Source organism: Zoogloea sp., assembly GCF_023150065.1.
Classification (GTDB): domain Bacteria; phylum Pseudomonadota; class Gammaproteobacteria; order Burkholderiales; family Rhodocyclaceae; genus Zoogloea.
The window spans coordinates 182,290-201,959 of record NZ_JAKLLN010000007.1 but is presented as its reverse complement, the minus strand read 5'-3'; the positions used below and the strand labels follow the sequence as shown (position 1 = coordinate 201,959).

Here is a 19,670-nt window from a genome sequence, read left to right as displayed (position 1 = left end):
AAGGGGGGACAGCGGATGGCGGATTGTATCAGCTTCCCTGTGCATTTCCGGCCTGGCGCCGGGCGGGCCGGTGCTGTCCGGAGGGGGCTGCAAGGCGTCGATTCTTGGTGTTTATAAACATACATTAGTGTATGGAAAATTATCTGCTCGAGTTTGTCTATGAAAGGGTAAATGTTGTTTATGGGTGCAAGTTACTGAAAATTAATAATAAAAATAGAAATTGGGTGTTTCTGGCTCTTGATCTGGATCAAAAACGCTTGCCATGCAGGAAAATATCCGTACCATACACATACACATGTGTATTGAACACGGAGACAAAATGGACAAGCACCCCGGCATTGGCAAGACCCTTCTTGCCGCAGAGCATCAGACCAACTACCTGGAGGAGGGCAGTGGCAAGCCCCTGTTCCTGCTGCACGGTTCCGGCCCCGGCGTTTCGGCCTGGACCAACTGGGGCAAGGTCATGCCCGACCTGGCGCCGCACTTCCGGGTCATCGCCCCGGATATCGCCGGTTTTGGTTTCACTGAGTTCAAGTCCGACAGCAAGTACGACATCAAGCTGTGGGTGCGCCACCTCACCGGGATCATGGATGAGCTGGGCATCGAGAAGGCTTCCTTCGTCGGCAACTCCTTTGGCGGTGCGCTCTCCATCGGGCTGGCCCTGTTTGCCCCCCAGCGGGTGGACAAGCTGGTGCTGCTGGGCACGCCGGCCGGCGAGTTCGTGCAGACCCCGGGCCTGCGCTCGGCCTGGGAGTACGAGCCGTCCATGGAGAACATGGAAAAGACCATGCGTCTGTTCCCGTTCAACCAGGACATCATCACCGAGGAGATGATCCGCACCCGCTTCGAGGCCAGCGCCCGCCCCGGTGCCCAGGATGCCCTGCGCAAGCTGATCCCCAAGCCCAACGCCGAAGGTCCGACCCTGGTCAAGGGCTTCCCCGAAGCCTCGGTGGCCAAGATCGAAGCGCCCACCCTGGTGCTGCACGGCCGTGAAGACGGCGTGGTGCCGCCGGAGTGCGGCTTCCTGCTGGCCCGGGCGATTCCCAAGGCCGAGCTGCACCTCTTCGGCCAGTGTGGCCACTGGGTGCAGACCGAGCACCGCACCCGCTTCCTGCAGCTCGTGCGCGACTTCTGCGCCTGATCCGGAGGCCGCGATGAGCCGCAATGTGCTGGAAAAACTGATGCACCAGCTGTGCGTCGACCGGGCCGTGAAGCAGCGCTTCAAGGAAGACCCGGAAGGCCTGCTGGCCCGCTACGCCCTCAGCGACGAGGAGCGCGCCATGGTCACCGGCTTCGACGTGGCCGGCATGCAGAAGCACGGCGTCAACCCGATGCTGACCCTCGGCTTCTGGACAGAGAACGCCCCCAACCGCCACCCCGCCGCCTACATGAAGGCCTTGCGTGGTGCCGTCGCCGAAGGCCAGGTGTTTTCGGCCGGCCTCAAGCAATAAGAACTCAGGAGTTTCCCGTGGGAAAAATCGTTGGCGGCTTTCTGGTGCCGCATGACCCGGTGATGTTCGTCGCCCCCGAGGCGCCGGCGGAAGACATCCGCAAGCGCATGTGGGGTGCCTACGACACCTGTGCCGACCGGCTGGCTGCGCTCGACGCCACCAGCGCGGTGATCATCGGCGCCGATCACTACTTCAACTTCGGCACCGGTTGCCTGCCCCAGTACCTCATCGGCACCGGTGACGTGGACGGCCCGCTGGATGTGCTGCCGGGCCTCAAGCGGCAGATCATCCCCGCCAGCGAAAAGCTGGCCGGCTTCATCGCCGAGCACGGCCACGCCAACGGCTTCGACTGGGCGGTGGCGCGGGCCTTCACGGTGGACCATGCCGTGGCCATCCCCGACCGCCTGATCATCGACCCGGTGCGGGCCCGGGGCCAGTCCATCGGCACCGTGCCGGTGTATATCGCGGCCGGCGTCGATCCCTTCATCCGGATGAAGCGGGCCATCGAGCTGGGCGGCGCCATCAAGGCGGCGGTCGAGGCCATGCCCGACGACGAACGTGTGGTGGTGATCGGCAGCGGCGGCATCAGCCACTGGGTCGGCACCCCCGAGATGGGCAAGGTCAATGAGGCCTTCGACCGGGAAATCATGGACTACGCCTGCACCGGCAACCTGGCGGCGATTGGCGGCCTGTCCGACGACTACATCCTCGAGCACGGCGGCAACGGCGGCATGGAGATCCGCCAGTGGGCGGTGGCCATGGGCGCCATGCCCGGCGCCCGGGGAGAAATCATCGATTACGCCCCGGTCCGTGAATGGGTCACCGGCCTGGGCTTCGTGCAACTGTTTGCCTGAGGAACACCCATGTCCCAACCGATTCTGCTGCTCAAGCGCGGCGATCTCGAACCCGGCAAGGTGCGCAAGTGCGAGGTCGGCGGCCAGATGCTCGCCGTCTATAACCTCAACGGCACCTTCTACGCCACCCAGGACGGCTGCACCCACGCCACCGCGTCGCTCTCCGAAGGCGACATCGTGGACGACGACTGCATCGCCTGCCCGGTGCATGACGGCACTTTCCACATCCCCACCGGCCAGCCCATGAGCTTTCCCTGCGAGCACCCCATCCGCACCTTCAAGGTGATTGATGAAGGTGATGAGCTGCTGGTGGATCTGGACCAGGAATCCGACGAAGCGGCCGACGCCGTCTGACAACAACACATAGCGAGGAGACACACGACCATGTGCACAACCCAAGGCGCCACGCCGATCCGCCTCAAGCGCCGGCCCATCGCCCAGTCCATCGAGAACCTGGATCAGCTGATGAACCTGGAGAAGGGCCGCATGTCCCGCGACCTGTTCTGGGACCAGGACATCTACGAGCAGGAGCTGGAGCGCATCTTTGCCCGCTGCTGGCTGTTCGTGGCCCACGAATCCCAGATCCCCAAGGCGGGCGACTACGTCACCACCTACATGGGCGAGGACAACGTGCTGATCGTCCGCCAGAAGGATGGCAGCGTGAAGGGCTTCCTCAACACCTGCCCGCACCGGGGCAACAAGGTGTGCTTCGCCGACCTGGGCAACGCCCGCCAGTTCGTGTGCAACTACCACGGCTGGGCCTTCGGCATCGACGGCGGCCTGAAGGGCATGCACGCCTCCGAGACCTACGAGGCCGCCGGCATGGACAAGACCGAGCACGGCCTGCACCCGGTGGCCCATGTGGACAGCTACCGCGGCCTGATCTTCGCCACCCTCGACCCCGAGGCGCCGAGCCTCGCCGAGTACCTGGGCGACATGCGCTACTACCTGGACGCCATCTTCGACATGGACGAGGGCGGCACCGAGTTTATCGGCGGCTGCGTCAAGTCGGTGATCCAGTGCAACTGGAAGTACGCCTCCGAGAACTTCGTCGGCGACATCCTGCACGCCGGCTGGACCCACGACTCCGGCGCCAAGGCCATGGTCGGCGGCCCGGTGGCCGAGGTGCACAAGACCCCCGAGCAGTCCTACCACGTCAACTTCAACGGCCACGGCTGGGAGTTCAACCAGGACATCGTCGGCAACTGCGCCACCCTGGGCGAGAAGGAACTGCTCAAGTACCTGTACGTGCTACAGCCCAAGGTGGCCGAGCGCCTGGGTGAGCTGCGCTCGAAGATGATCGGCGCCATCTCATCCTGCACCCTGTTCCCCAACACCTCCTTCCTGCCGGGGCAGAACACCTTCCGCACCTGGCACCCCCGCGGCCCGGGCCAGATCGAGCTGCACACCTGGACCTTCGTCAACAAGAAGGCCCCCCAGGAGATCAAGGACAAGTGGCGCAAGGGCACCATGATGACCTTCAGCCCCTCCGGCGTCTTCGAGATGGACGACGGCGAGAACTGGGAATACTCCACCCGCAGTAACGCCGGCTTCGTCACCCGCCAGCAGGACCTGTATCTGGGCCTGGGCCACGACACCCGCGTCGAGGGCACCGACCTGCCCGGCAACGTCTTCCAGGGCCAGATCAACGAGGCCAACCAGCGCGCCTTCTACCAGCGCTGGCTCGATCTGATGAAGTCCGAGAGCTGGAAAAACGTTCCCCAACGCGACGTGCCGAAGATGAAGGAGGGTGTATGAACGCCAAGACCGCCTTGCCCGAGATCGGCGTGGACGCCGAAACCCAGCGCCGGGTCGAACAGTTTCTGTACCGGGAGGCCCGCCTGCTCGACAACGAGCGCTGGGACGACTGGCTGGCCCTGATGGCCGAGGACATCCACTACTGGATGCCGACCATGGAAAACCGCCGCCGCGCCGACAAGAACGGCAGCTACGCGGTGGACCGGGGCGCCCTCTACAACGACAACCTGGTGGACCTGACCCGTCGCGTCACCCGCTTCAAGCAGCCCACCGCCTGGGCCGAAGACCCGGCCACCCGGCATGCCCACGTGGTGGCGGGCATCGAGGTGTACCAGGGCGAGGCCCCCGGCGAGTTCATCGTGCACAGCACCTTCGTCAACTACCGCAGCCGGGTCGAGAAGGACAACGACCTGCTGGTGGGGCGCCGCGAGGACGTGCTGCGTGCCGATGACGACAGCTTCAGGCTGGCCCGGCGCAAGATCATCATCACCCAGTCGGTGCTGATGGCCAAAAACCTCAACACCTTCCTCTGAGGCATGACCATGGGCTGGCTCAATGGCTACGTGGCGCTGGTGACGGGAGGCGGATCGGGGATCGGCCGCGCCGTCGTCAAGCGCTACATCGCTGAAGGATGCACGGGGGTGGGCGTGATGGTGCGCAGCCAGGAGCAGGCCGACAGCCTGGTCGCCGAGTTTGGCGACCAGGTGGTCACCAGCCTCGGTGACGTGCGCTCCGGCGCCGACAACCAGAAGGCGGTGGACGCCACGCTGCGGCGCTTCGGCAAGCTCGACACCCTGGTGGGCAACGCCGGTGTGTGGGACTTCTTCACCCGGCTCGAGAAGATGAGCCTCGACGAGCTGGACAAGAGCTTCGACGAGATCTTCGGGGTCAACGTGAAGGGCTACGTGCTGGCCGCCCGCGCCGCCGCCGAGGCTCTGCGCGAGAGCAGGGGCAGCATGATCTTCACCCTGTCCAACTCGGCCTTCTACGCCGGCGGCGGTGGCCCCCTGTACGTGGCTTCGAAGCACGCCGGCCTGGGGCTGATCAAGCAGCTGGCCTACGAGTTCGCCCCCGACGTGCGGGTGAACGGCGTGGCGCCCGGCGGCACGGTCACACCCCTGCGTGGCCCCGAAAGCCTGGGCAAGGGCGAGCGCCGCCTGTCGGAGATCCCCAACTTCCAGGAGAACGTCGCCAACTCGATGCCCCTGAAGATGATCGCCCAGCCCGAAGACCACGCCGGCCATTACGTGCTGCTGGCCTCCCGGGACAACAGCCGGGCCACCACCGCCACGGTGATCCAGAGCGACGGCGGATGGGAGATACGCCCGATGCGATGAACCCGCCCCGCCCGCGCCAAAAAACATAAGAAACGACGCAGCAAAGAGCACCCAACGGAGGAAGAGATGAGCTTCACGCGTAGCCTGACTGCGCCGCAGCAGGATTTTGTCGACATCATCCAGCGCAGCACCCTGCCGCTGATGGCCGCACCGATGTTTCTGGTCTCGGGGCCCGAGCTGGTGATTGCTTGTGCCCGGGCCGGCATCATCGGCTCCTACCCCGCGGCCAACGCCCGCAACGTGGACACCCTGCGGGAATGGATGGCCCACACCCGCGACGCCATCCAGGCCGACCGCCCCGGCGCCCCGTGGTCCCTCAACATGATCGTGCACAGCAGCTACGACCGCTTCGACGCGGAGCTGGCCCTGGTGCAGGAGTTCCAGCCGAAGATCGTGTCCACCGCCCTGGGCAGCCCGCGCCGGGTGCTCGACACCGTGCATGGCTACGGCGGCATCGTGATGGCCGACGTGATCAATCCGGCCCTGGCCCGCAAGGCCGCCGACGCCGGCGCCGACGTGCTGGTGCTGGTGACCCAGGGGGCAGGGGGCCACACCGGCCACTACCACCCCTTCGCGCTGATTGCCGAGGTGCGCAAGTTCTGGTCCGGCCCCCTCGGCCTGGCCGGCGCCATCACCACCGGCACCGACATCCGCGCCGCCCAGCTGCTGGGCGCCGACTTCGTGCTCGCCGGCACGCGCTTCATCGCCACCCCCGAGAGCCTGGCCGAGCCCGCCTACCGGGATCTCATCGTCAGCAGCGGCCTGGAAGACCTGGTGGCCACCAAGGCGGTGTCCGGCGTGCTGGCCAACTGGCTCAAGCCCACCCTCGACAAGGCCGGCTTCACCCCCGAGCAGCTGCGCGAGGAGAAGAAGATCGACTTCTCCGGCGACATCGTCGACGCCCCCAAGGCCTGGAAGAGCGTGTGGTCCGCCGGCCACGGCGTAGGTGGCATCGAGGCCGTTGCCAGCACCGACGCCATCGTCCGCCAGCTGTACCGGGAATACGCCGCCTGCCTCGACGACGAGCTGGCCGGCCTGACCCGGCTGCGCCAGCGCTACCCGGCCCTGTAAAGCCCGACATCCTCTCCGGAGTACATCATGAATCAGGACAAGATCCAGGCCGCCGCCGCGGCCCTGCGGCAGGCCCGCGCCACGCGCACCGCCATTCCTCGCATCTCCGAGCAGTTCGGCATCCACGGTGCCGACGAAGCCTATGCCGTCGCCCGCTGCAACAGCCTGCGCGACATCGCCGAAGGCCGCCGCGTGGTGGGCAAGAAGATCGGCCTCACCTCCCAGGCCGTGCAGCAGCAGCTGGGCGTGGACCAACCCGACTACGGCGTGCTGTTTGCCGACATGGAGTTCCTGTCGGGCAGCGAAGTGCCGGCCAGCCGCCTGATCCAGCCCAAGGCCGAGGGCGAGATCGCCTTCGTGGTAGGCCGCGACCTGGACGGTGAGAGCCTCAGCTGGGGGCGCTTCCTGCATGGCCTCGAATACGCCCTGCCGGCCATCGAGATCGTCGACAGCGCCATCCAGGACTGGAAGCTGACCCTGGTGGATACGGTGGCCGACAACGCGTCCTGCGGGCTTTACGTGCTGGGCCTCGAGCCCCGCGCCATCGGCAGCGTGGATTTCGCCCTGGCCGGCATGGACTTCCGCAAGAACGGCCACACCGTGTCGGTGGGCAGCGGCGTCGCCTGCCTGGGCAACCCGCTGCTCGCCGCCTACTGGCTGGCCCGCACCATGCAGCAGCTGGGCGACCCCCTCAGGGCCGGTGACGTGATCCTCTCCGGCGCCCTGGGGCCGATGTTCCCCTTCGTCGCCGGCGACCACCTGCACCTGTCCATTGCCGGTCTGGGCAGCGTCAGCTGCCGTACCGCCTGAGCGCCACCCCGGCCCCTTTTGACACCGCTTTGACAACTTAACAAGACCAACCCTGAGGAGACGAACACCATGAACCGCCGCCATTTTCTTGCCAGCCTGTCCGCTGCCCTGATGCTTGCCTTCGGTGGCGCCAGCCACGCCCAGGCCCAGACCGTCACCATCGGCGTGAGCGTCAGCTCCACCGGCCCGGCCGCCTCCCTGGGCATCGCCCAGAAGAACACCATCGAGCTGCTGCCCAAGACCCTGGGCGGCCTGCCGGTGAACTACGTCGTCCTCGACGACGCCTCCGACCCCACCGCCGCCGGCAAGAACGCCCGCCGCTTTGCCGACGCCGACAAGGTGGACGCCATCATCGGTTCCACCACCGTGCCCACCTCCCTGGCCGTGGCCGAGGTGGCCGGCGAGGCGAAGATCCCGCAGATCGCCCTGGCCCCGTTCCCGCCCAAGCAGATCCAGTGGGTGTTTCCGCTGCCCCACGGCGTGGGCGTGATGTCTGCCGCGCTGTTTGAAGAGATGAAGAAGCGCGACACCAAGACCATCGCCTTCATCGGCTTCAGCGACGCCTACGGCGAAGCCTGGCTGAAGGACGTGGAGAAGCGCGCCGAAGCCAGCGGCATCAAGCTGGTGGCCGTCGAGCGCTACGCCCGCACCGATCAGTCGGTGACCGCCCAGGCCCTCAAGCTGGTGGGCCAGAAGCCCGACGCCATCTTCATCGCCGCCAGCGGCACCCCGGCCGCGCTGCCCATGCGCGCCCTGCGCGAGCGGGGCTTCAAGGGCCAGTTCTACCAGACTCACGGCGCCGCCAACAACGACTTCCTGCGGGTCGCCGGCAACACCGATGAAGGCCTGATCCTGCCCACCGGCCTGGTCCTGGTGGCCGAGCAGCTGCCCGACAGCAACCCCAGCAAGAAGGTCGCCCTGGCTTACCTGAAGGCCTACGAAGGCAAGCACGGTGCCGGCTCCCGCAACCCCTTCGGCGCCTACGCCCAGGACGCCTACCTGCTCCTCGACAAGGCCGTGGCCAGCGTCGGCAAGAAGGCCGCGCCGGGCACCCCGGAATTCCGTGCCGCCCTGCGCGACGCCCTCGAGAAGACCAGCAACCTGCCCCTGACCCATGGTATCAACAGCATGTCGGCCACCGACCACTCCGGCCTGGGCGAGGGCGCCCGCGTGCTGATCACCATCGAGCAGAACAACTGGAAGCTGTTGAAGTAAGCGGAGGCCGCCATGAGCTTTTTTGACAATCCCGGCATGCTGGCCCCGCCCAGGGTGACCCGCATCGATCTCTCCCGGGGCGGCTTCATCCTGGCCTGCTCCGACCCGCTGGAAGAGGTCACCCGTTGCATCGGCGACTGGCTGGAGTACTGGGCCGCCCGCACCCCCAACGCCCTGTTCCTGGCCGAGCGGGACGCGGAGGGCGAGTGGGTGCGCATGACCTACGCCCAGGTCCGCGAACAGGTCGGCAAGCTGGCCCAGGGCCTGCTCGACCTGGGCATCGGGCCCACGGCACCGGTGGTGTGCCTGTCCGACAACAGCCTCGACCAGGCCTTGCTGACCCTGGCCACCATGCACATCGGGCGGCCCTTCGCCACCGTGTCCAGCGCCTACTCGCGGCTGGCCAAGGACTACAGCAAGGTCGCCACCATCCTGCAGGAGCTGGCGCCCGGTGCCGTGTATGCCGGCGACGGCGCGGTGTACGCCTCGGCGATCCGCGCCAGCGCCGTGGCCTGCCCGGTGATCCTGAGCACCAACGCCTACCAGCTGGACGGCAGCCTGTCCCTGGCCGAGCTGATGCGCACCCGGGAAACCCCGGCGGTGATGGCCGAGTTCGCCAGGATCACCCCCGAGACCCACGCCAAGTATCTGCTCACCTCGGGCTCCACCGGGCGGCCGAAGATCGCCATCAACACCCACCGCATGCTCTGCGCCAACCAGAAGCAGATCCAGCAGAGCTGGCCCTTCCTCAAGGAAGAAAAGCCGGTGATCGTGTCCTGGCTGCCCTGGAGCCACACCTTCGGCGCCAACCACAACTTCAACCTGGTGCTGTGCAACGGCGGCAGCTTCTACATCGACGAAGGGCGCCCGGTGCCCGGCCTGATGGAGAAGTCGGTGCGCAACCTGCGCGAGGTGCAGCCCAACCTGTACTTCAACGTGCCCCGGGGTTTTGACGCCCTGATCGCCTTCCTGGAGCAGGACGAGTCCTTCGCCCGGGATTTCTTCGGGCGCCTGCGGGCGGTGTTCTATGCCGCCGCGGCCTTGCCCCAGTCCACCTGGGACCGCCTTGAAAAGTCGGCCCAGAAGGTGCTGGGCGAGAAGGTCTGGTTCACCTCCGCCTGGGGGGCCACCGAGGCCTCGCCGCTGCTCACCAATGTGCACTGGCGCCTCGACGGGCCGGGCTGCATCGGCCTGCCGGTGGCGGGCACCTCCATCAAGTTCCTGCCCAACGGCGACAAGCTGGAGATGCGCGTCAAGGGGCCGCAGGTGTTCCCGGGCTACCTCAACAACCCGGAGAAGACCGCCGAGGCCTTCGACGAGGACGGCTACTACAAGATTGGCGACGCGGGCCTGCTGATCGACCCGGCACGGCCGGAGAAGGGCATCGCCTTCAACGGGCGGGTGGCGGAGGACTTCAAGCTCACCACCGGCACCTGGGTGTCGGTGGGCACCCTGCGGGTGCGCGCCGTGACGGCCCTCGCGCCCTTTGCCCAGGACGTGGTGGTGACCGGCCACGACCGGGACGAGGTGGGCCTGCTGGTCTTCCCGGCCCCGGCGGCCAGGGACGTGCCCACCGACCAGCTCCACGCCCACGTCCGCGAGGGCCTGCGCAGGCTCAAGGCCGAGGGGGGCGGCGGATCGTCCCAGAGCCCGACCCGCGCCATGCTGCTCGATGAGCCGCCGAGCATGGACGCCGGCGAGATCACCGACAAGGGCTACATCAACCAGCGGGCGGTGCTGGCCCGCCGGGCCGAAGAAGTCCTCAGCCTGCACACCTCGCCCAAGCTCGACCGGGTGGTCTTCCTCAAATAAATCCCCAAGGACGCAGCGCCCCTGGCCGAAGCCGGCCGGGACGCGCTCGGCCTGAATTTCCCAACGAGGGTAGTCATGAACAAGAAACTGAAGGTGGCCATCGTCGGCTCCGGCAACATCGGCACCGACCTGATGATCAAGATCCTGCGCCACGGCGAGCACCTGGAAATGGGTGCCATGGTGGGCATCGACCCGGGCTCGGATGGCCTGGCCCGCGCGGCCCGGATGGGCGTCGCCACCACCCACGAAGGGGTGGAAGGGCTGACCCGCCTGCCGGTGTTTGCCGACATCGACATCGTCTTCGACGCCACCAGCGCCGGTGCCCACGTGAAGAACGACGCCTTCCTGCGCAGCCTCAAGCCCGGCATCCGCATGGTGGACCTGACCCCGGCCGCCATCGGCCCCTACTGCATCCCGGTGGTCAACGGCGCCCTGCATGACGACGCCCTCAACGTGAACATGGTCACCTGCGGCGGCCAGGCCACCATCCCCATGGTGGCGGCGGTGAGCCGCGTGGCCAAGGTGCATTACGGCGAGATCATCGCCTCCATCTCCAGCAAGTCGGCCGGGCCCGGCACCCGCGCCAATATCGACGAGTTCACCGAGACCACGTCCAAGGCCATCGAGGTGGTGGGTGGGGCGGCCAAGGGCAAGGCCATCATCATCCTCAACCCGGCCGAGCCGCCGTTGATGATGCGCGACACGGTGTACTGCCTGTCGGAAATGGCCGACGAGGACGAGATCGCCGCCTCGGTGGAGCGCATGGCTGCCGATGTGCAGAAGTACGTGGCCGGCTACCGCCTCAAGCAGAAGGTGCAGTTCGATGTCATCCCGGCCTCGCGCCCCATCAACATCCCCGGCGTCGGCCCGCGCATGAGCGGCCTCAAGACCTCCGTGTTCCTCGAAGTGGAAGGCGCTGCCCACTACCTGCCGGCCTATGCCGGCAACCTGGACATCATGACCTCCGCCGCCAAGACCACCGCCGAACGCATGGCCGCCCGCATCCTGGCCACCGCCGTCACCGCTGCCTGAGGAGAACGCACATGAACCCCGACAAGAAGATCTACATCTCCGACGTGACCCTGCGCGACGGCTCCCACGCCATCCGCCACCAGTACAGCGTGGAGCAGGCCGTGCAGATCGCCCGCGCCCTGGACAAGGCCAAGGTGGATTCCATCGAGGTGGCCCACGGCGACGGCCTGCAGGGCTCCAGCTTCAACTACGGTTTTGGCGCCCACACCGACCTGGAGTGGATCGAGGCCGTGGCCGACACGGTGAAGCACGCCAAGGTGGCGACCCTGCTGCTGCCCGGCATCGGCACCGTGCATGACCTGAAGGCCGCCTACAGCGCCGGCGCCCGCATCGTGCGCGTGGCCACCCACTGCACCGAGGCCGACGTGTCGCGCCAGCACATCGAGGTGGCCCGGGAGCTGGGCATGGAAGTGGTGGGCTTTCTGATGATGAGCCACATGACCACGCCCCAGGCCCTGGCCCAGCAGGCCAAGCTGATGGAGAGCTACGGCGCCACCTGCTGCTACGTGGTGGATTCGGGCGGTGCCCTGTCGATGAACGACGTGCGCGAGCGCTTCCGCGCCTTCAAGGACGTGCTCAAGCCCGAGACCGAGACGGGCATCCACGCCCACCACAACCTGAGCCTGGGCGTCGCCAACTCCATCGTCGCGGTGGAGGAGGGCTGTGACCGGGTGGACGCCAGCCTGTCCGGCATGGGCGCCGGGGCCGGCAATGCCCCGCTGGAAGTCTTCATCGCCGCCGCCGACCGCATGGGCTGGAACCACGGCTGCAACCTGTACACCCTGATGGATGCCGCCGACGACATCGTGCGCCCCCTCCAGGACCGCCCGGTGCGGGTGGACCGGGAGACCCTGGCCCTGGGCTACGCCGGTGTGTATTCCAGCTTCCTGCGCCACTCCGAAGTGGCGGCCAAGAAGTACGGCCTCAAGGCGGTGGACATCCTCGTCGAGCTGGGCCGCCGCCGCATGGTGGGCGGGCAGGAGGACATGATCGTGGACGTGGCCCTTGACCTGCTGAAGGGCCATGAGCACGACGCCGTGCATGCCATCCCGACCATGAGCGAAGCGGGCTGAGCGTCATGACTGCGAACCTTCTCGTCAGGCTGTCGCCGAACGGCGGCAGCTTTGAATGCGCCCCCGGCCAGACGGTGCTCGACGCCGCCCTGGCCGCCGGCTACTGGCTGCCCCACAGCTGCCGCACGGGCACCTGCAACAGCTGCCACCTGGGCCTGCTGGAAGGGGCGGTGGACCACGCCCCGACCCGCCCGGATGGCACCGACGTGCCTGCCGGCCAGTGCCGCACCTGCCAGGCCGTGCCCACCAGCAACCTGTTGCTTGACGCGCCCAAGGTGCCGGCCGAGCCGGGGCAGCGGGTGGTGACAACCGGCGCCAAGGTGGTGGAGGTGAGCCGCCCGTCCCACGACGTGGTGGTGATCCGCCTGCAGGTGCCGCCCGCCGCCGGCTTTACTTTCAAGGCTGGCCAGTACGCCAGCGTGATCCTCAAGGACGGGGCGAAGCGCAGCTACAGCATGGCCAACGATCCGGCGGAGGCGGGTGTCATCGAGTGGCACGTGCGCCGCATGGAGGGCGGGCGCTTCTCCACCCACGCCTACGACAAGCTCAAGGCCGGCGGCCTGCTGCGCATCGAAGGGCCGTATGGCGACTTTGTGCTGCAGCCGGGCGACGTGCCCATCGTGCTGCTGGCCTCGGGCACGGGCTACGCCCCCATCGCCGCGCTGCTCAAGACCCACGGCGCCGAGATGGCGCGCCGCGGGGCGGTGCTGTACTGGGGCGGGCGCCAGTGGGCCGACCTGTACGCGGTGGACAGCGTGGCCGCCTGGGAGGCGCAGCACCCGGGCATCCGCCTGGTGCCGGTGCTGTCCGAGGCCGGCGCGGAGTGGACCGGCCGGCGCGGCTTTGTGCATGCGGCGGTGCTGGAGGATCTGCCCGATCTTTCAGCCCACGAGGTCTATGCCTGTGGCAACCCGCTGATGATCGACGCGGCGCGCAGCAGCTTCACCGCCACGGCGGGGCTGCCAGCGGCGCGCTTCCTGGCCGACGCTTTCGTCGTCAATAACTGAACCGGGCCTGAGGAGACTTTCATGGATTTCGGAATCTTCGCGGTCCTGGCCCAGGACGGGGTGACCAACGGCGCGGTCTACGCGCTGTTGGCCATGGCCCTGGTGCTGGTGTTTTCAGTGACGCGCATCATCTTTCTGCCCCAGGGGGAGTTCATCGGTTTCGGTGCCCTCACCGTGGCGGCCCTGCAGAGCAGCCAGTTTCCCCGGCTGATCTGGCTGCTCATCGGCATCGGTGTGCTCACTTTCCTGGTGGAGCTGGGCTCGGCCCTGCGCCAGCGGCGCTACAAGCCGCTGCCGCGGCGCCTGCTGATGTGGAGCGTCATCGAGAACCTGATCTACCCCTCGTTCATCTGGCTGCTGGCCCACACCTTTGATTGGCAGGGCATGCCGATGGCGGTGCAGATCCTGTTCACCCTCGCCATCACCGTGCCCCTGGGCATCATGATCTACCGCGTCGCCTTCCAGCCCATGGCCGAGGCCTCGGTGCTGGTGCTGCTGATCGTCTCGGTGGGGGTGCATTTCGCCCTGCTGGGCATGGGGCTGTTCATCTTCGGGCCGGAGGGCTCGACCACCCATCCCTTCACCGACTGGAGCACGGCCCTGGGCGAGATGCCGGTGTCCGGGCAGAGCGTGGTGGTGATGGCGGTGGCGGGCAGCCTGATCGGCCTGCTTTACCTGTTCTTCGACCGCACGCTGTACGGCAAGGCCCTGCGCGCCACGGCGGTGAACCGCAAGGGCGCGCAGCTGGTGGGCATCGGCACCAGCCAGGCCGGGCGCATGGCCTTTGGCCTGGCTGCGGGCCTGGGCACCCTGGCCGGCACCCTCATCGCGCCCCTCAATACCGTGGGCTACGACACCGGCTTCGTGGTGGCCCTGAAGGGCTTCGTGGCGGCCATCGTCGGCGGCCTGGCCAGCTACCCGCTGGCGGCGGCCGGGGCCCTGCTGGTCGGCCTGCTCGAGAGCTATTCCTCCTACTGGGCCAGTGCGTACAAGGAGGTGATCGTGTTCACCCTGATCATCCCGGTGCTGGCCTGGCGTTCGCTGACTTCGGGCCATGGAGACGAAGAATGAAGATGTCCACCAAGAAGCTCCAGTGGCTGATGTTCGGCTGGTTTTTCGTGTTTCCGTTTCTGCCCGTGCCGGGCTACTGGATCACCATCGGCAACTACATCGGCCTGTATTCCATCGTCGCCCTCGGCCTGGTGCTGCTCACCGGCATTGGCGGCCTGACCTCCTTCGGGCAGGCGGCCTTCGTGGGTCTGGGGGCCTACACCACGGCCTACCTCAGCACCACCCTGGGCTGGTCGCCGTGGGTGGGACTGGGGGCCGGGCTGGTGGTTTCGGGCCTGGCGGCGGCGCTGATCGGTAGCGTCACGGTGCGCCTGTCGGGCCACTTCCTGCCCCTGGCCACCATCGCCTGGGGGCTGTCCCTGTACTACCTGTTTGGCACCATCGAGTTCCTGGGCAAGTACGACGGCCTGTCGGGTATCCCGGCCCTGAGCGTGTTCGGTATCGACCTGTCGTCACCGCGGGTGATGTACGGGGTGATCTGGTTGTGCCTGGGTGGCTGCCTGATGCTGGTGCTCAACCTGCTCAACTCCCGCCCCGGCCGCGCCATCCGGGCCCTGGCCAAGGGCAAGACCATGCCCGAGGCGATGGGCATCCACACCGCCCAGTACAAGATCCTGATCTTCGTGCTGGCGGCGCTGATGGCGAGCCTGTCGGGCTGGCTGTATGCCCACCTGCAGCGCTCGGTGAGCGCCACGCCCTTTGGCCTGCACATGGGCATCGAGTACCTGTTCATGGCGGTGGTGGGGGGCGTCGGCCACGTGTGGGGAGCGATCCTCGGCGCGGTGGTGATGACCGGCCTGAAGAGCCAGCTGCAGGATCTGCTGCCGCTCCTGCTCGGCAGCAACGGCAACTTCGAGATCGTGGTCTTCGGGGTGATGATCGTGCTGCTCCTGCTGTGGTCGCGGGACGGCCTGTGGCCCTGGGTGGCCAGCGTGTGGGCGAAGTTCCATCCGCCCGAGCCGGAGGTGGTGGCGCCGGCCATCGCCCCCGATGGCTATAGCGACCTGCCGCGCCGGGCCCGGCCCCAGGCCGGGGCGCTGATCCTCGAGGTGAGCGACGCCCGAAAGCAGTTTGGTGGCCTGGTGGCGGTGAAGGACATGGCCTTCGAGATCCGCGCCGGCGAGGTGGTGGGCCTGATCGGCCCCAACGGGGCGGGCAAATCCACCATGTTCAACCTGGTGACCGGGGTGCTGCCCGCCACCAGCGGCGAGATCCGCTTCTGCGGCGAGCGCATCGACCAGCTGGATTCCCGGCACATTGTGCGCATGGGCATCGGCCGCAGCTTCCAGCATGTGCATCTCATCCCCCAGCTGTCGGTGCTGGAAAACGTGGCCATGGGGGCGCACCTGCGCGGTCGAAGCAGCCCCCTGGCGGCGGCCCTGCGCCTGGACCGCCACGAGGAAGCCCGGCTGCTCTTTCTTGCCGCCGAGCAGATCCGCCGGGTGGGCCTGGGGGAGTACATGCACACCCCGGCGGGCAGCCTGGCATTGGGCCAGCAGCGCATCCTCGAGATCGCCCGGGCCCTGTGCACCGATCCGACGCTGCTGCTCCTCGACGAGCCCGCCGCCGGCCTGCGCCTGAAGGAGAAGGAGGCCCTGGCCGACCTGATCCGCCAGCTCAAGGGCGAGGGCATGTCGGTGCTGCTGGTGGAGCACGACATGGACTTCGTGATGGGCCTGACCGATCGGCTGGTGGTGATGGAGTTCGGCAGCAAGATCGCCGAAGGCCTGCCCGCCGAGATCCAGAACAATGAAGCCGTGCTGGCGGCCTACCTGGGAGGTGTGGAATGAGCGCCGACAACAACAGCAAACCCGTCCTCGAGACCCGCAACCTGAGCGTGCGCTACGGCAAGGTCGAGGCCCTGCGGGGCACCTCGATCAGCCTGCGGGCCGGCGAGATCGTCACCGTCATCGGCCCCAACGGGGCGGGCAAGTCGTCCCTGCTCAACGCCATCATGGGGGCGCTGCCCAGCGAAGGGCAGGCCGAGGGCGAGGTGCTGTACATGGGGCAGGAGGTGTCCCACCACGCCATCGAGCTGCGCCTGGGCAAGGGCCTGGCCCTGGTGCCCGAGAAGCGCGAGCTGTTCACCACCATGACCGTGGAGGACAACCTGGTGCTCGGCGCCTACCGCCGCCGCAAGGCGGGCTGGTCGTATCGGGACGGGCTGGAGGGCATCTATGCCGTCTTTCCGCGCCTCAAGGAGCGCCGCAACCAGCTGGCGGGCACCATGTCGGGCGGGGAGCGGCAGATGGTGGCCATCGGCCGGGCGCTGATGAGCGACCCCAAGGTGCTGATGCTCGACGAGCCCTCCCTGGGGCTCGCGCCGCGGGTGATGGCCGAGGTCTTCCAGGTGATCTCCCACCTGCGCGATACCGGCGTGGCGACCCTGCTGATCGAGCAGAACTCCCGTGCGGCGCTCAAGGTGTCGGACTACGGCTATGTGCTGGAGGTGGGCGATGTGACCCTGGAGGGCAAGGCCAGCGAGCTGGCCCAGAACCCCCGGGTGATCGAGGCCTACCTGGGGGCGAAGCACTGAGATGAGCATCCTGCGCACCGATCTCAGCGTGGACAGCCTCAACCGGGACGCGGCGGACTGCCTGCCGGGCGTGCTGGGGGTGGAGTTTTTGAGCCTGGAGCAGGGGCGGGCGAGCAGCCGCATGCCCCTGCGCCCCATGCACATGGCTCCCAACCAGCGCCTGCACGCGGCCAGCCTGATCGCCCTGGCCGACACCACCACCGGCCATGCGACCATGGCGCACCTGCCGGCCGGCGCCCGCTCCTTTGCCACCATCGAACTGAAGAGCAACCACCTGGGAACCCTCACCGAGGGCGCCATTGCCTGCGTTGCCACCGCGGCCCACCTGGGGCGGACGACCCAGGTGTGGGACGCGGTGGTCACCGACGAGGCCACCGGCCGCCAGCTGGTGCTGTACCGTTGCACCCAGATGATCCTTTGACCGGCGCCCCAGGCGTCGGCGACAACAATACGGAGTAGCCCCAATGAGTATCTGGTTTGCCCCCTTCACCCTGGAAGAAGTCAATGCCCGGGGCGCCACCTGCGCCAACGGCCACCTTGGCATGGAGCTGATCGAGATCGGCGAGGATTTCCTGCGCGGCCGCATGCCCGTGGACCCGCGCACCCGCCAGCCCGCCGGGGCACTGCATGGTGGCGTGTCGGTGGCCTTCGCCGAGACCCTGGCGTCCTGGTCGGCCGCCCACGTGGTCGACCCGGCCAAGTACCACTGCGTCGGCCAGGAGATCAACGCCAACCATGTCCGCGCCGTGACCAGCGGCTGGGTCTACGGCGAAGCCCGCCCCCTGCATCTGGGGCGCACCACCCACGTGTGGGAAGTGCGCATCACCAACGAGGAAGGCAAGCTGGTGTGCATCTCGCGCATGACCGCCGCCGTGCTCAGCAAGCCCAGCGAGTACAAGTAGGTAGAGGCGCGAGAACCCTCGCTGTGGCGTCGACGTGTAGGGGCGGCTTCAGTCGCCCATCCCCGCGCCGATCACCGGCATGCCCTTGATCGGAGTCCGCGGGCGACTGAAGTCGCCCCTACGGTCGCCCCCGACACAGAGCCCGGTATATGCGATTTTCAAGGAGTGATTGATGCACCCCGACCGTTCAGGACTGATCGATTTCCCCCGCCCCGATGGCAGCCTCTGCCAGGGTTACTTCGCCCCTGCCGGCGCCGACCGCCCCGGGGTGGTCGTCCTGCAGGAGTGGTGGGGGCTCAACCCGCAGATCTGCAGTGTCGTGGATCGCTTTGCCGCGGCCGGCTTCAATGCCCTGGCGCCGGATCTCTTCCACGGCCGCGTCACCCAGGACCCGGATGAGGCCAGTCATTTGATGAACGGGCTGGATTTTGCCGGTGCCACCTTCCAGGACATCCGCGGGGCGGCGGCCCATCTGCACAAGGCAGGCAGCGGACCCGTGGCGGTGATGGGCTTCTGCATGGGCGGTGCCCTCACGGTGGCCAGCGCCGTGCATTTGCCCGAGGTGGCGGCAGCGGTGTGCTTCTACGGCATTCCGCCCCGGGATTTTGCCGACCCGGCGCAGATCCGCATCCCCTTCCAGGGGCACTTTGCCACCCGGGACACCTGGTGCACCCCCGCGGCGGCCGGGGCGCTGGAGCAGGCCATGGCCGACGCGGGCGCCCGGCCGGAGATCCATCACTACGAGGCTGCCCACGGTTTCTTCAACGCCACCCGGCCCCAGGTTTACGACCCGGCCCAGGCGGAGCTGGCCTGGTCCCGGACCCTGGCCTTCCTGGAACGGCATCTGTAGAGTCTGGCCGATGCGTGATACCGGCACCTCCGAATACCTCGACATCCGCGGCCTGCGCCACCATGTGCGCCATTGGGGCCCGCGGGACGCGCCCACTTTCTTCCTGCTCCACGGCTGGATGGATTCGTCGCCCACCTTCCAGTTTCTGGTGGAGGCCCTCGAACAGCCCTGGCACATCATCGCACCCGACTGGCGTGGCTATGGCGCCAGCGAATGGCTGGAGCGGCCATACTGGTTTCCCGACTACTACGCCGATCTGGATGTGCTGCTCGATCATTTCTCTGCGGAGCGTCCGGCCACGCTGGTGGGCCACAGCATGGGGGCCAACATTGCCGCCACCTACGCGGCGGTGCGCCCGCAGCGGGTGGCGCGGCTGGCCATGCTGGACTTCCTCGGTCTGCGGCCGCCCCCCGAGGTTGATGCTCCCATGCAGCTGGTGCAGTGGATGGATGCCGTTGCGGCGGGGCCGCAGGTGCGTCCGTATGCGGATGCCACTGCCCTGGCGCGACGCCTGCGCATGGTCAACCCGCGGCTCACGCCCGAGCAGGCCGATTTCCTGTCCCGTGCGGTGAGCCGGCCCCGGCCGGATGGGCAGATCGAGATGGCCTGCGACCCCTGGCACCGGGTGCACGGGCCGTCGCTTTATCACATCGAGGATTCCCTGGCCGCCTGGCGCAAGATCGAGGCGCCGGTGCTACTGCTGATTGCCGATGCAGGTTTTGTCGATGACCGGATGGGGGACGACCCGGTGGAGTTCGAGCGGCGCATCAGCTGCTTCCGCAACCGTCAGGTGGTGACCATCACGGATTCGGGCCACAACCTCCAGCACGACCAGCCCGTGCAGGTGGCGCGGGCGCTGGAGGCTTTCCTGACGGGCTGAGCGCAAGGGCC

Annotated in this window: 21 protein-coding genes; all 21 read left to right on the top strand. The window is 67.5% G+C overall.

The window, feature by feature from the left end; all coding sequences use genetic code 11:
• Window positions 1-319: 319 nt before the first annotated feature.
• The gene (locus tag L6Q67_RS11105; RefSeq protein ID WP_296569187.1) at window positions 320-1,141 is read left to right on the top strand and encodes an alpha/beta hydrolase; all 822 of its coding nucleotides are present in this window, start codon (window positions 320-322) and stop codon (window positions 1,139-1,141) included.
• Window positions 1,142-1,154: 13 nt separating this feature from the next.
• Complete coding sequence (locus tag L6Q67_RS11100) at window positions 1,155-1,451, top strand: hypothetical protein (RefSeq protein ID WP_296569184.1); 297 nt, start codon at window positions 1,155-1,157, stop codon at window positions 1,449-1,451.
• A 17-nt stretch (window positions 1,452-1,468) separates the two neighbouring features.
• Window positions 1,469-2,305, top strand: coding sequence for a protocatechuate 3,4-dioxygenase (locus L6Q67_RS11095; RefSeq protein ID WP_296569182.1), 837 nt, complete (start codon window positions 1,469-1,471; stop codon window positions 2,303-2,305).
• Window positions 2,306-2,314: 9 nt separating this feature from the next.
• Window positions 2,315-2,659, top strand: a complete 345-nt coding sequence (locus tag L6Q67_RS11090) for a non-heme iron oxygenase ferredoxin subunit (RefSeq protein ID WP_296569179.1) — start codon at window positions 2,315-2,317, stop codon at window positions 2,657-2,659.
• Window positions 2,660-2,689: 30 nt separating this feature from the next.
• Entirely contained in the window at window positions 2,690-4,063 is a 1,374-nt protein-coding gene (locus L6Q67_RS11085) for an SRPBCC family protein (protein ID WP_296569177.1), read from the top strand.
• Window positions 4,060-4,596: a 3-phenylpropionate/cinnamic acid dioxygenase subunit beta gene (locus tag L6Q67_RS11080; RefSeq protein ID WP_296569174.1), complete on the top strand. Its 537-nt coding sequence runs from the start codon at window positions 4,060-4,062 to the stop codon at window positions 4,594-4,596. The genes L6Q67_RS11085 and L6Q67_RS11080 overlap by 4 nt, the downstream gene beginning before the upstream one ends.
• A gap of 9 nt (window positions 4,597-4,605) precedes the next feature.
• A complete protein-coding gene (gene hcaB, locus L6Q67_RS11075; protein WP_296569172.1) occupies window positions 4,606-5,400 on the top strand; it encodes a 3-(cis-5,6-dihydroxycyclohexa-1,3-dien-1-yl)propanoate dehydrogenase in 795 nt (264 codons plus the stop codon).
• Window positions 5,401-5,466: 66 nt separating this feature from the next.
• Window positions 5,467-6,471: a nitronate monooxygenase gene (locus L6Q67_RS11070; protein ID WP_296569169.1), complete on the top strand. Its 1,005-nt coding sequence runs from the start codon at window positions 5,467-5,469 to the stop codon at window positions 6,469-6,471.
• 27 nt (window positions 6,472-6,498) lie between these two features.
• Window positions 6,499-7,281 (top strand): fumarylacetoacetate hydrolase family protein, encoded by a 783-nt coding sequence (locus L6Q67_RS11065; RefSeq protein WP_296569166.1) that lies wholly within the window; start codon window positions 6,499-6,501, stop codon window positions 7,279-7,281.
• Window positions 7,282-7,350: 69 nt separating this feature from the next.
• The gene (locus tag L6Q67_RS11060; protein WP_296569163.1) at window positions 7,351-8,496 is read left to right on the top strand and encodes an ABC transporter substrate-binding protein; all 1,146 of its coding nucleotides are present in this window, start codon (window positions 7,351-7,353) and stop codon (window positions 8,494-8,496) included.
• Window positions 8,497-8,508: 12 nt separating this feature from the next.
• Window positions 8,509-10,308: a feruloyl-CoA synthase gene (locus L6Q67_RS11055; RefSeq protein WP_296569160.1), complete on the top strand. Its 1,800-nt coding sequence runs from the start codon at window positions 8,509-8,511 to the stop codon at window positions 10,306-10,308.
• Between the two features lie 75 nt (window positions 10,309-10,383).
• Window positions 10,384-11,340, top strand: coding sequence for an acetaldehyde dehydrogenase (acetylating) (locus tag L6Q67_RS11050; protein ID WP_296569159.1), 957 nt, complete (start codon window positions 10,384-10,386; stop codon window positions 11,338-11,340).
• 11 nt (window positions 11,341-11,351) lie between these two features.
• Complete coding sequence (gene dmpG, locus L6Q67_RS11045) at window positions 11,352-12,413, top strand: 4-hydroxy-2-oxovalerate aldolase (RefSeq protein ID WP_296569158.1); 1,062 nt, start codon at window positions 11,352-11,354, stop codon at window positions 12,411-12,413.
• 5 nt (window positions 12,414-12,418) lie between these two features.
• Window positions 12,419-13,420, top strand: coding sequence for an FAD-binding oxidoreductase (locus L6Q67_RS11040; protein WP_296569155.1), 1,002 nt, complete (start codon window positions 12,419-12,421; stop codon window positions 13,418-13,420).
• A 21-nt stretch (window positions 13,421-13,441) separates the two neighbouring features.
• Window positions 13,442-14,491, top strand: a complete 1,050-nt coding sequence (locus L6Q67_RS11035; protein WP_296569153.1) for a branched-chain amino acid ABC transporter permease — start codon at window positions 13,442-13,444, stop codon at window positions 14,489-14,491.
• 29 nt (window positions 14,492-14,520) lie between these two features.
• Window positions 14,521-16,281 carry a branched-chain amino acid ABC transporter ATP-binding protein/permease gene (locus tag L6Q67_RS11030; protein ID WP_296569256.1) on the top strand — a complete coding sequence of 587 codons (1,761 nt, stop codon included), beginning with the start codon at window positions 14,521-14,523 and terminating at the stop codon, window positions 16,279-16,281.
• A complete protein-coding gene (locus L6Q67_RS11025; protein ID WP_296569150.1) occupies window positions 16,278-17,027 on the top strand; it encodes an ABC transporter ATP-binding protein in 750 nt (249 codons plus the stop codon). The genes L6Q67_RS11030 and L6Q67_RS11025 overlap by 4 nt, the downstream gene beginning before the upstream one ends.
• Before the next feature lies 1 nt (window position 17,028).
• The gene (locus L6Q67_RS11020; RefSeq protein ID WP_296569147.1) at window positions 17,029-17,448 is read left to right on the top strand and encodes a PaaI family thioesterase; all 420 of its coding nucleotides are present in this window, start codon (window positions 17,029-17,031) and stop codon (window positions 17,446-17,448) included.
• Window positions 17,449-17,491: 43 nt separating this feature from the next.
• Window positions 17,492-17,929, top strand: a complete 438-nt coding sequence (locus tag L6Q67_RS11015; protein ID WP_296569144.1) for a PaaI family thioesterase — start codon at window positions 17,492-17,494, stop codon at window positions 17,927-17,929.
• A gap of 172 nt (window positions 17,930-18,101) precedes the next feature.
• Window positions 18,102-18,779, top strand: a complete 678-nt coding sequence (locus tag L6Q67_RS11010) for a dienelactone hydrolase family protein (RefSeq protein ID WP_296569142.1) — start codon at window positions 18,102-18,104, stop codon at window positions 18,777-18,779.
• A gap of 10 nt (window positions 18,780-18,789) precedes the next feature.
• A complete protein-coding gene (locus L6Q67_RS11005) occupies window positions 18,790-19,659 on the top strand; it encodes an alpha/beta hydrolase (protein WP_296569139.1) in 870 nt (289 codons plus the stop codon).
• Window positions 19,660-19,670 lie beyond the last annotated feature (11 nt).

Coding starts and splice junctions, on each gene's coding strand:
- L6Q67_RS11105 (WP_296569187.1), top strand. CDS start 320: ATGGACAAGCACCCCGGCATTGGCAAGACCCTTCTTGCCGCAGAGCAT.
- L6Q67_RS11100 (WP_296569184.1), top strand. CDS start 1,155: ATGAGCCGCAATGTGCTGGAAAAACTGATGCACCAGCTGTGCGTCGAC.
- L6Q67_RS11090 (WP_296569179.1), top strand. CDS start 2,315: ATGTCCCAACCGATTCTGCTGCTCAAGCGCGGCGATCTCGAACCCGGC.
- L6Q67_RS11085 (WP_296569177.1), top strand. CDS start 2,690: ATGTGCACAACCCAAGGCGCCACGCCGATCCGCCTCAAGCGCCGGCCC.
- L6Q67_RS11080 (WP_296569174.1), top strand. CDS start 4,060: ATGAACGCCAAGACCGCCTTGCCCGAGATCGGCGTGGACGCCGAAACC.
- hcaB (WP_296569172.1), top strand. CDS start 4,606: ATGGGCTGGCTCAATGGCTACGTGGCGCTGGTGACGGGAGGCGGATCG.
- L6Q67_RS11070 (WP_296569169.1), top strand. CDS start 5,467: ATGAGCTTCACGCGTAGCCTGACTGCGCCGCAGCAGGATTTTGTCGAC.
- L6Q67_RS11065 (WP_296569166.1), top strand. CDS start 6,499: ATGAATCAGGACAAGATCCAGGCCGCCGCCGCGGCCCTGCGGCAGGCC.
- L6Q67_RS11060 (WP_296569163.1), top strand. CDS start 7,351: ATGAACCGCCGCCATTTTCTTGCCAGCCTGTCCGCTGCCCTGATGCTT.
- L6Q67_RS11055 (WP_296569160.1), top strand. CDS start 8,509: ATGAGCTTTTTTGACAATCCCGGCATGCTGGCCCCGCCCAGGGTGACC.
- L6Q67_RS11050 (WP_296569159.1), top strand. CDS start 10,384: ATGAACAAGAAACTGAAGGTGGCCATCGTCGGCTCCGGCAACATCGGC.
- dmpG (WP_296569158.1), top strand. CDS start 11,352: ATGAACCCCGACAAGAAGATCTACATCTCCGACGTGACCCTGCGCGAC.
- L6Q67_RS11040 (WP_296569155.1), top strand. CDS start 12,419: ATGACTGCGAACCTTCTCGTCAGGCTGTCGCCGAACGGCGGCAGCTTT.
- L6Q67_RS11035 (WP_296569153.1), top strand. CDS start 13,442: ATGGATTTCGGAATCTTCGCGGTCCTGGCCCAGGACGGGGTGACCAAC.
- L6Q67_RS11030 (WP_296569256.1), top strand. CDS start 14,521: ATGTTCGGCTGGTTTTTCGTGTTTCCGTTTCTGCCCGTGCCGGGCTAC.
- L6Q67_RS11025 (WP_296569150.1), top strand. CDS start 16,278: ATGAGCGCCGACAACAACAGCAAACCCGTCCTCGAGACCCGCAACCTG.
- L6Q67_RS11020 (WP_296569147.1), top strand. CDS start 17,029: ATGAGCATCCTGCGCACCGATCTCAGCGTGGACAGCCTCAACCGGGAC.
- L6Q67_RS11015 (WP_296569144.1), top strand. CDS start 17,492: ATGAGTATCTGGTTTGCCCCCTTCACCCTGGAAGAAGTCAATGCCCGG.
- L6Q67_RS11010 (WP_296569142.1), top strand. CDS start 18,102: ATGCACCCCGACCGTTCAGGACTGATCGATTTCCCCCGCCCCGATGGC.
- L6Q67_RS11005 (WP_296569139.1), top strand. CDS start 18,790: ATGCGTGATACCGGCACCTCCGAATACCTCGACATCCGCGGCCTGCGC.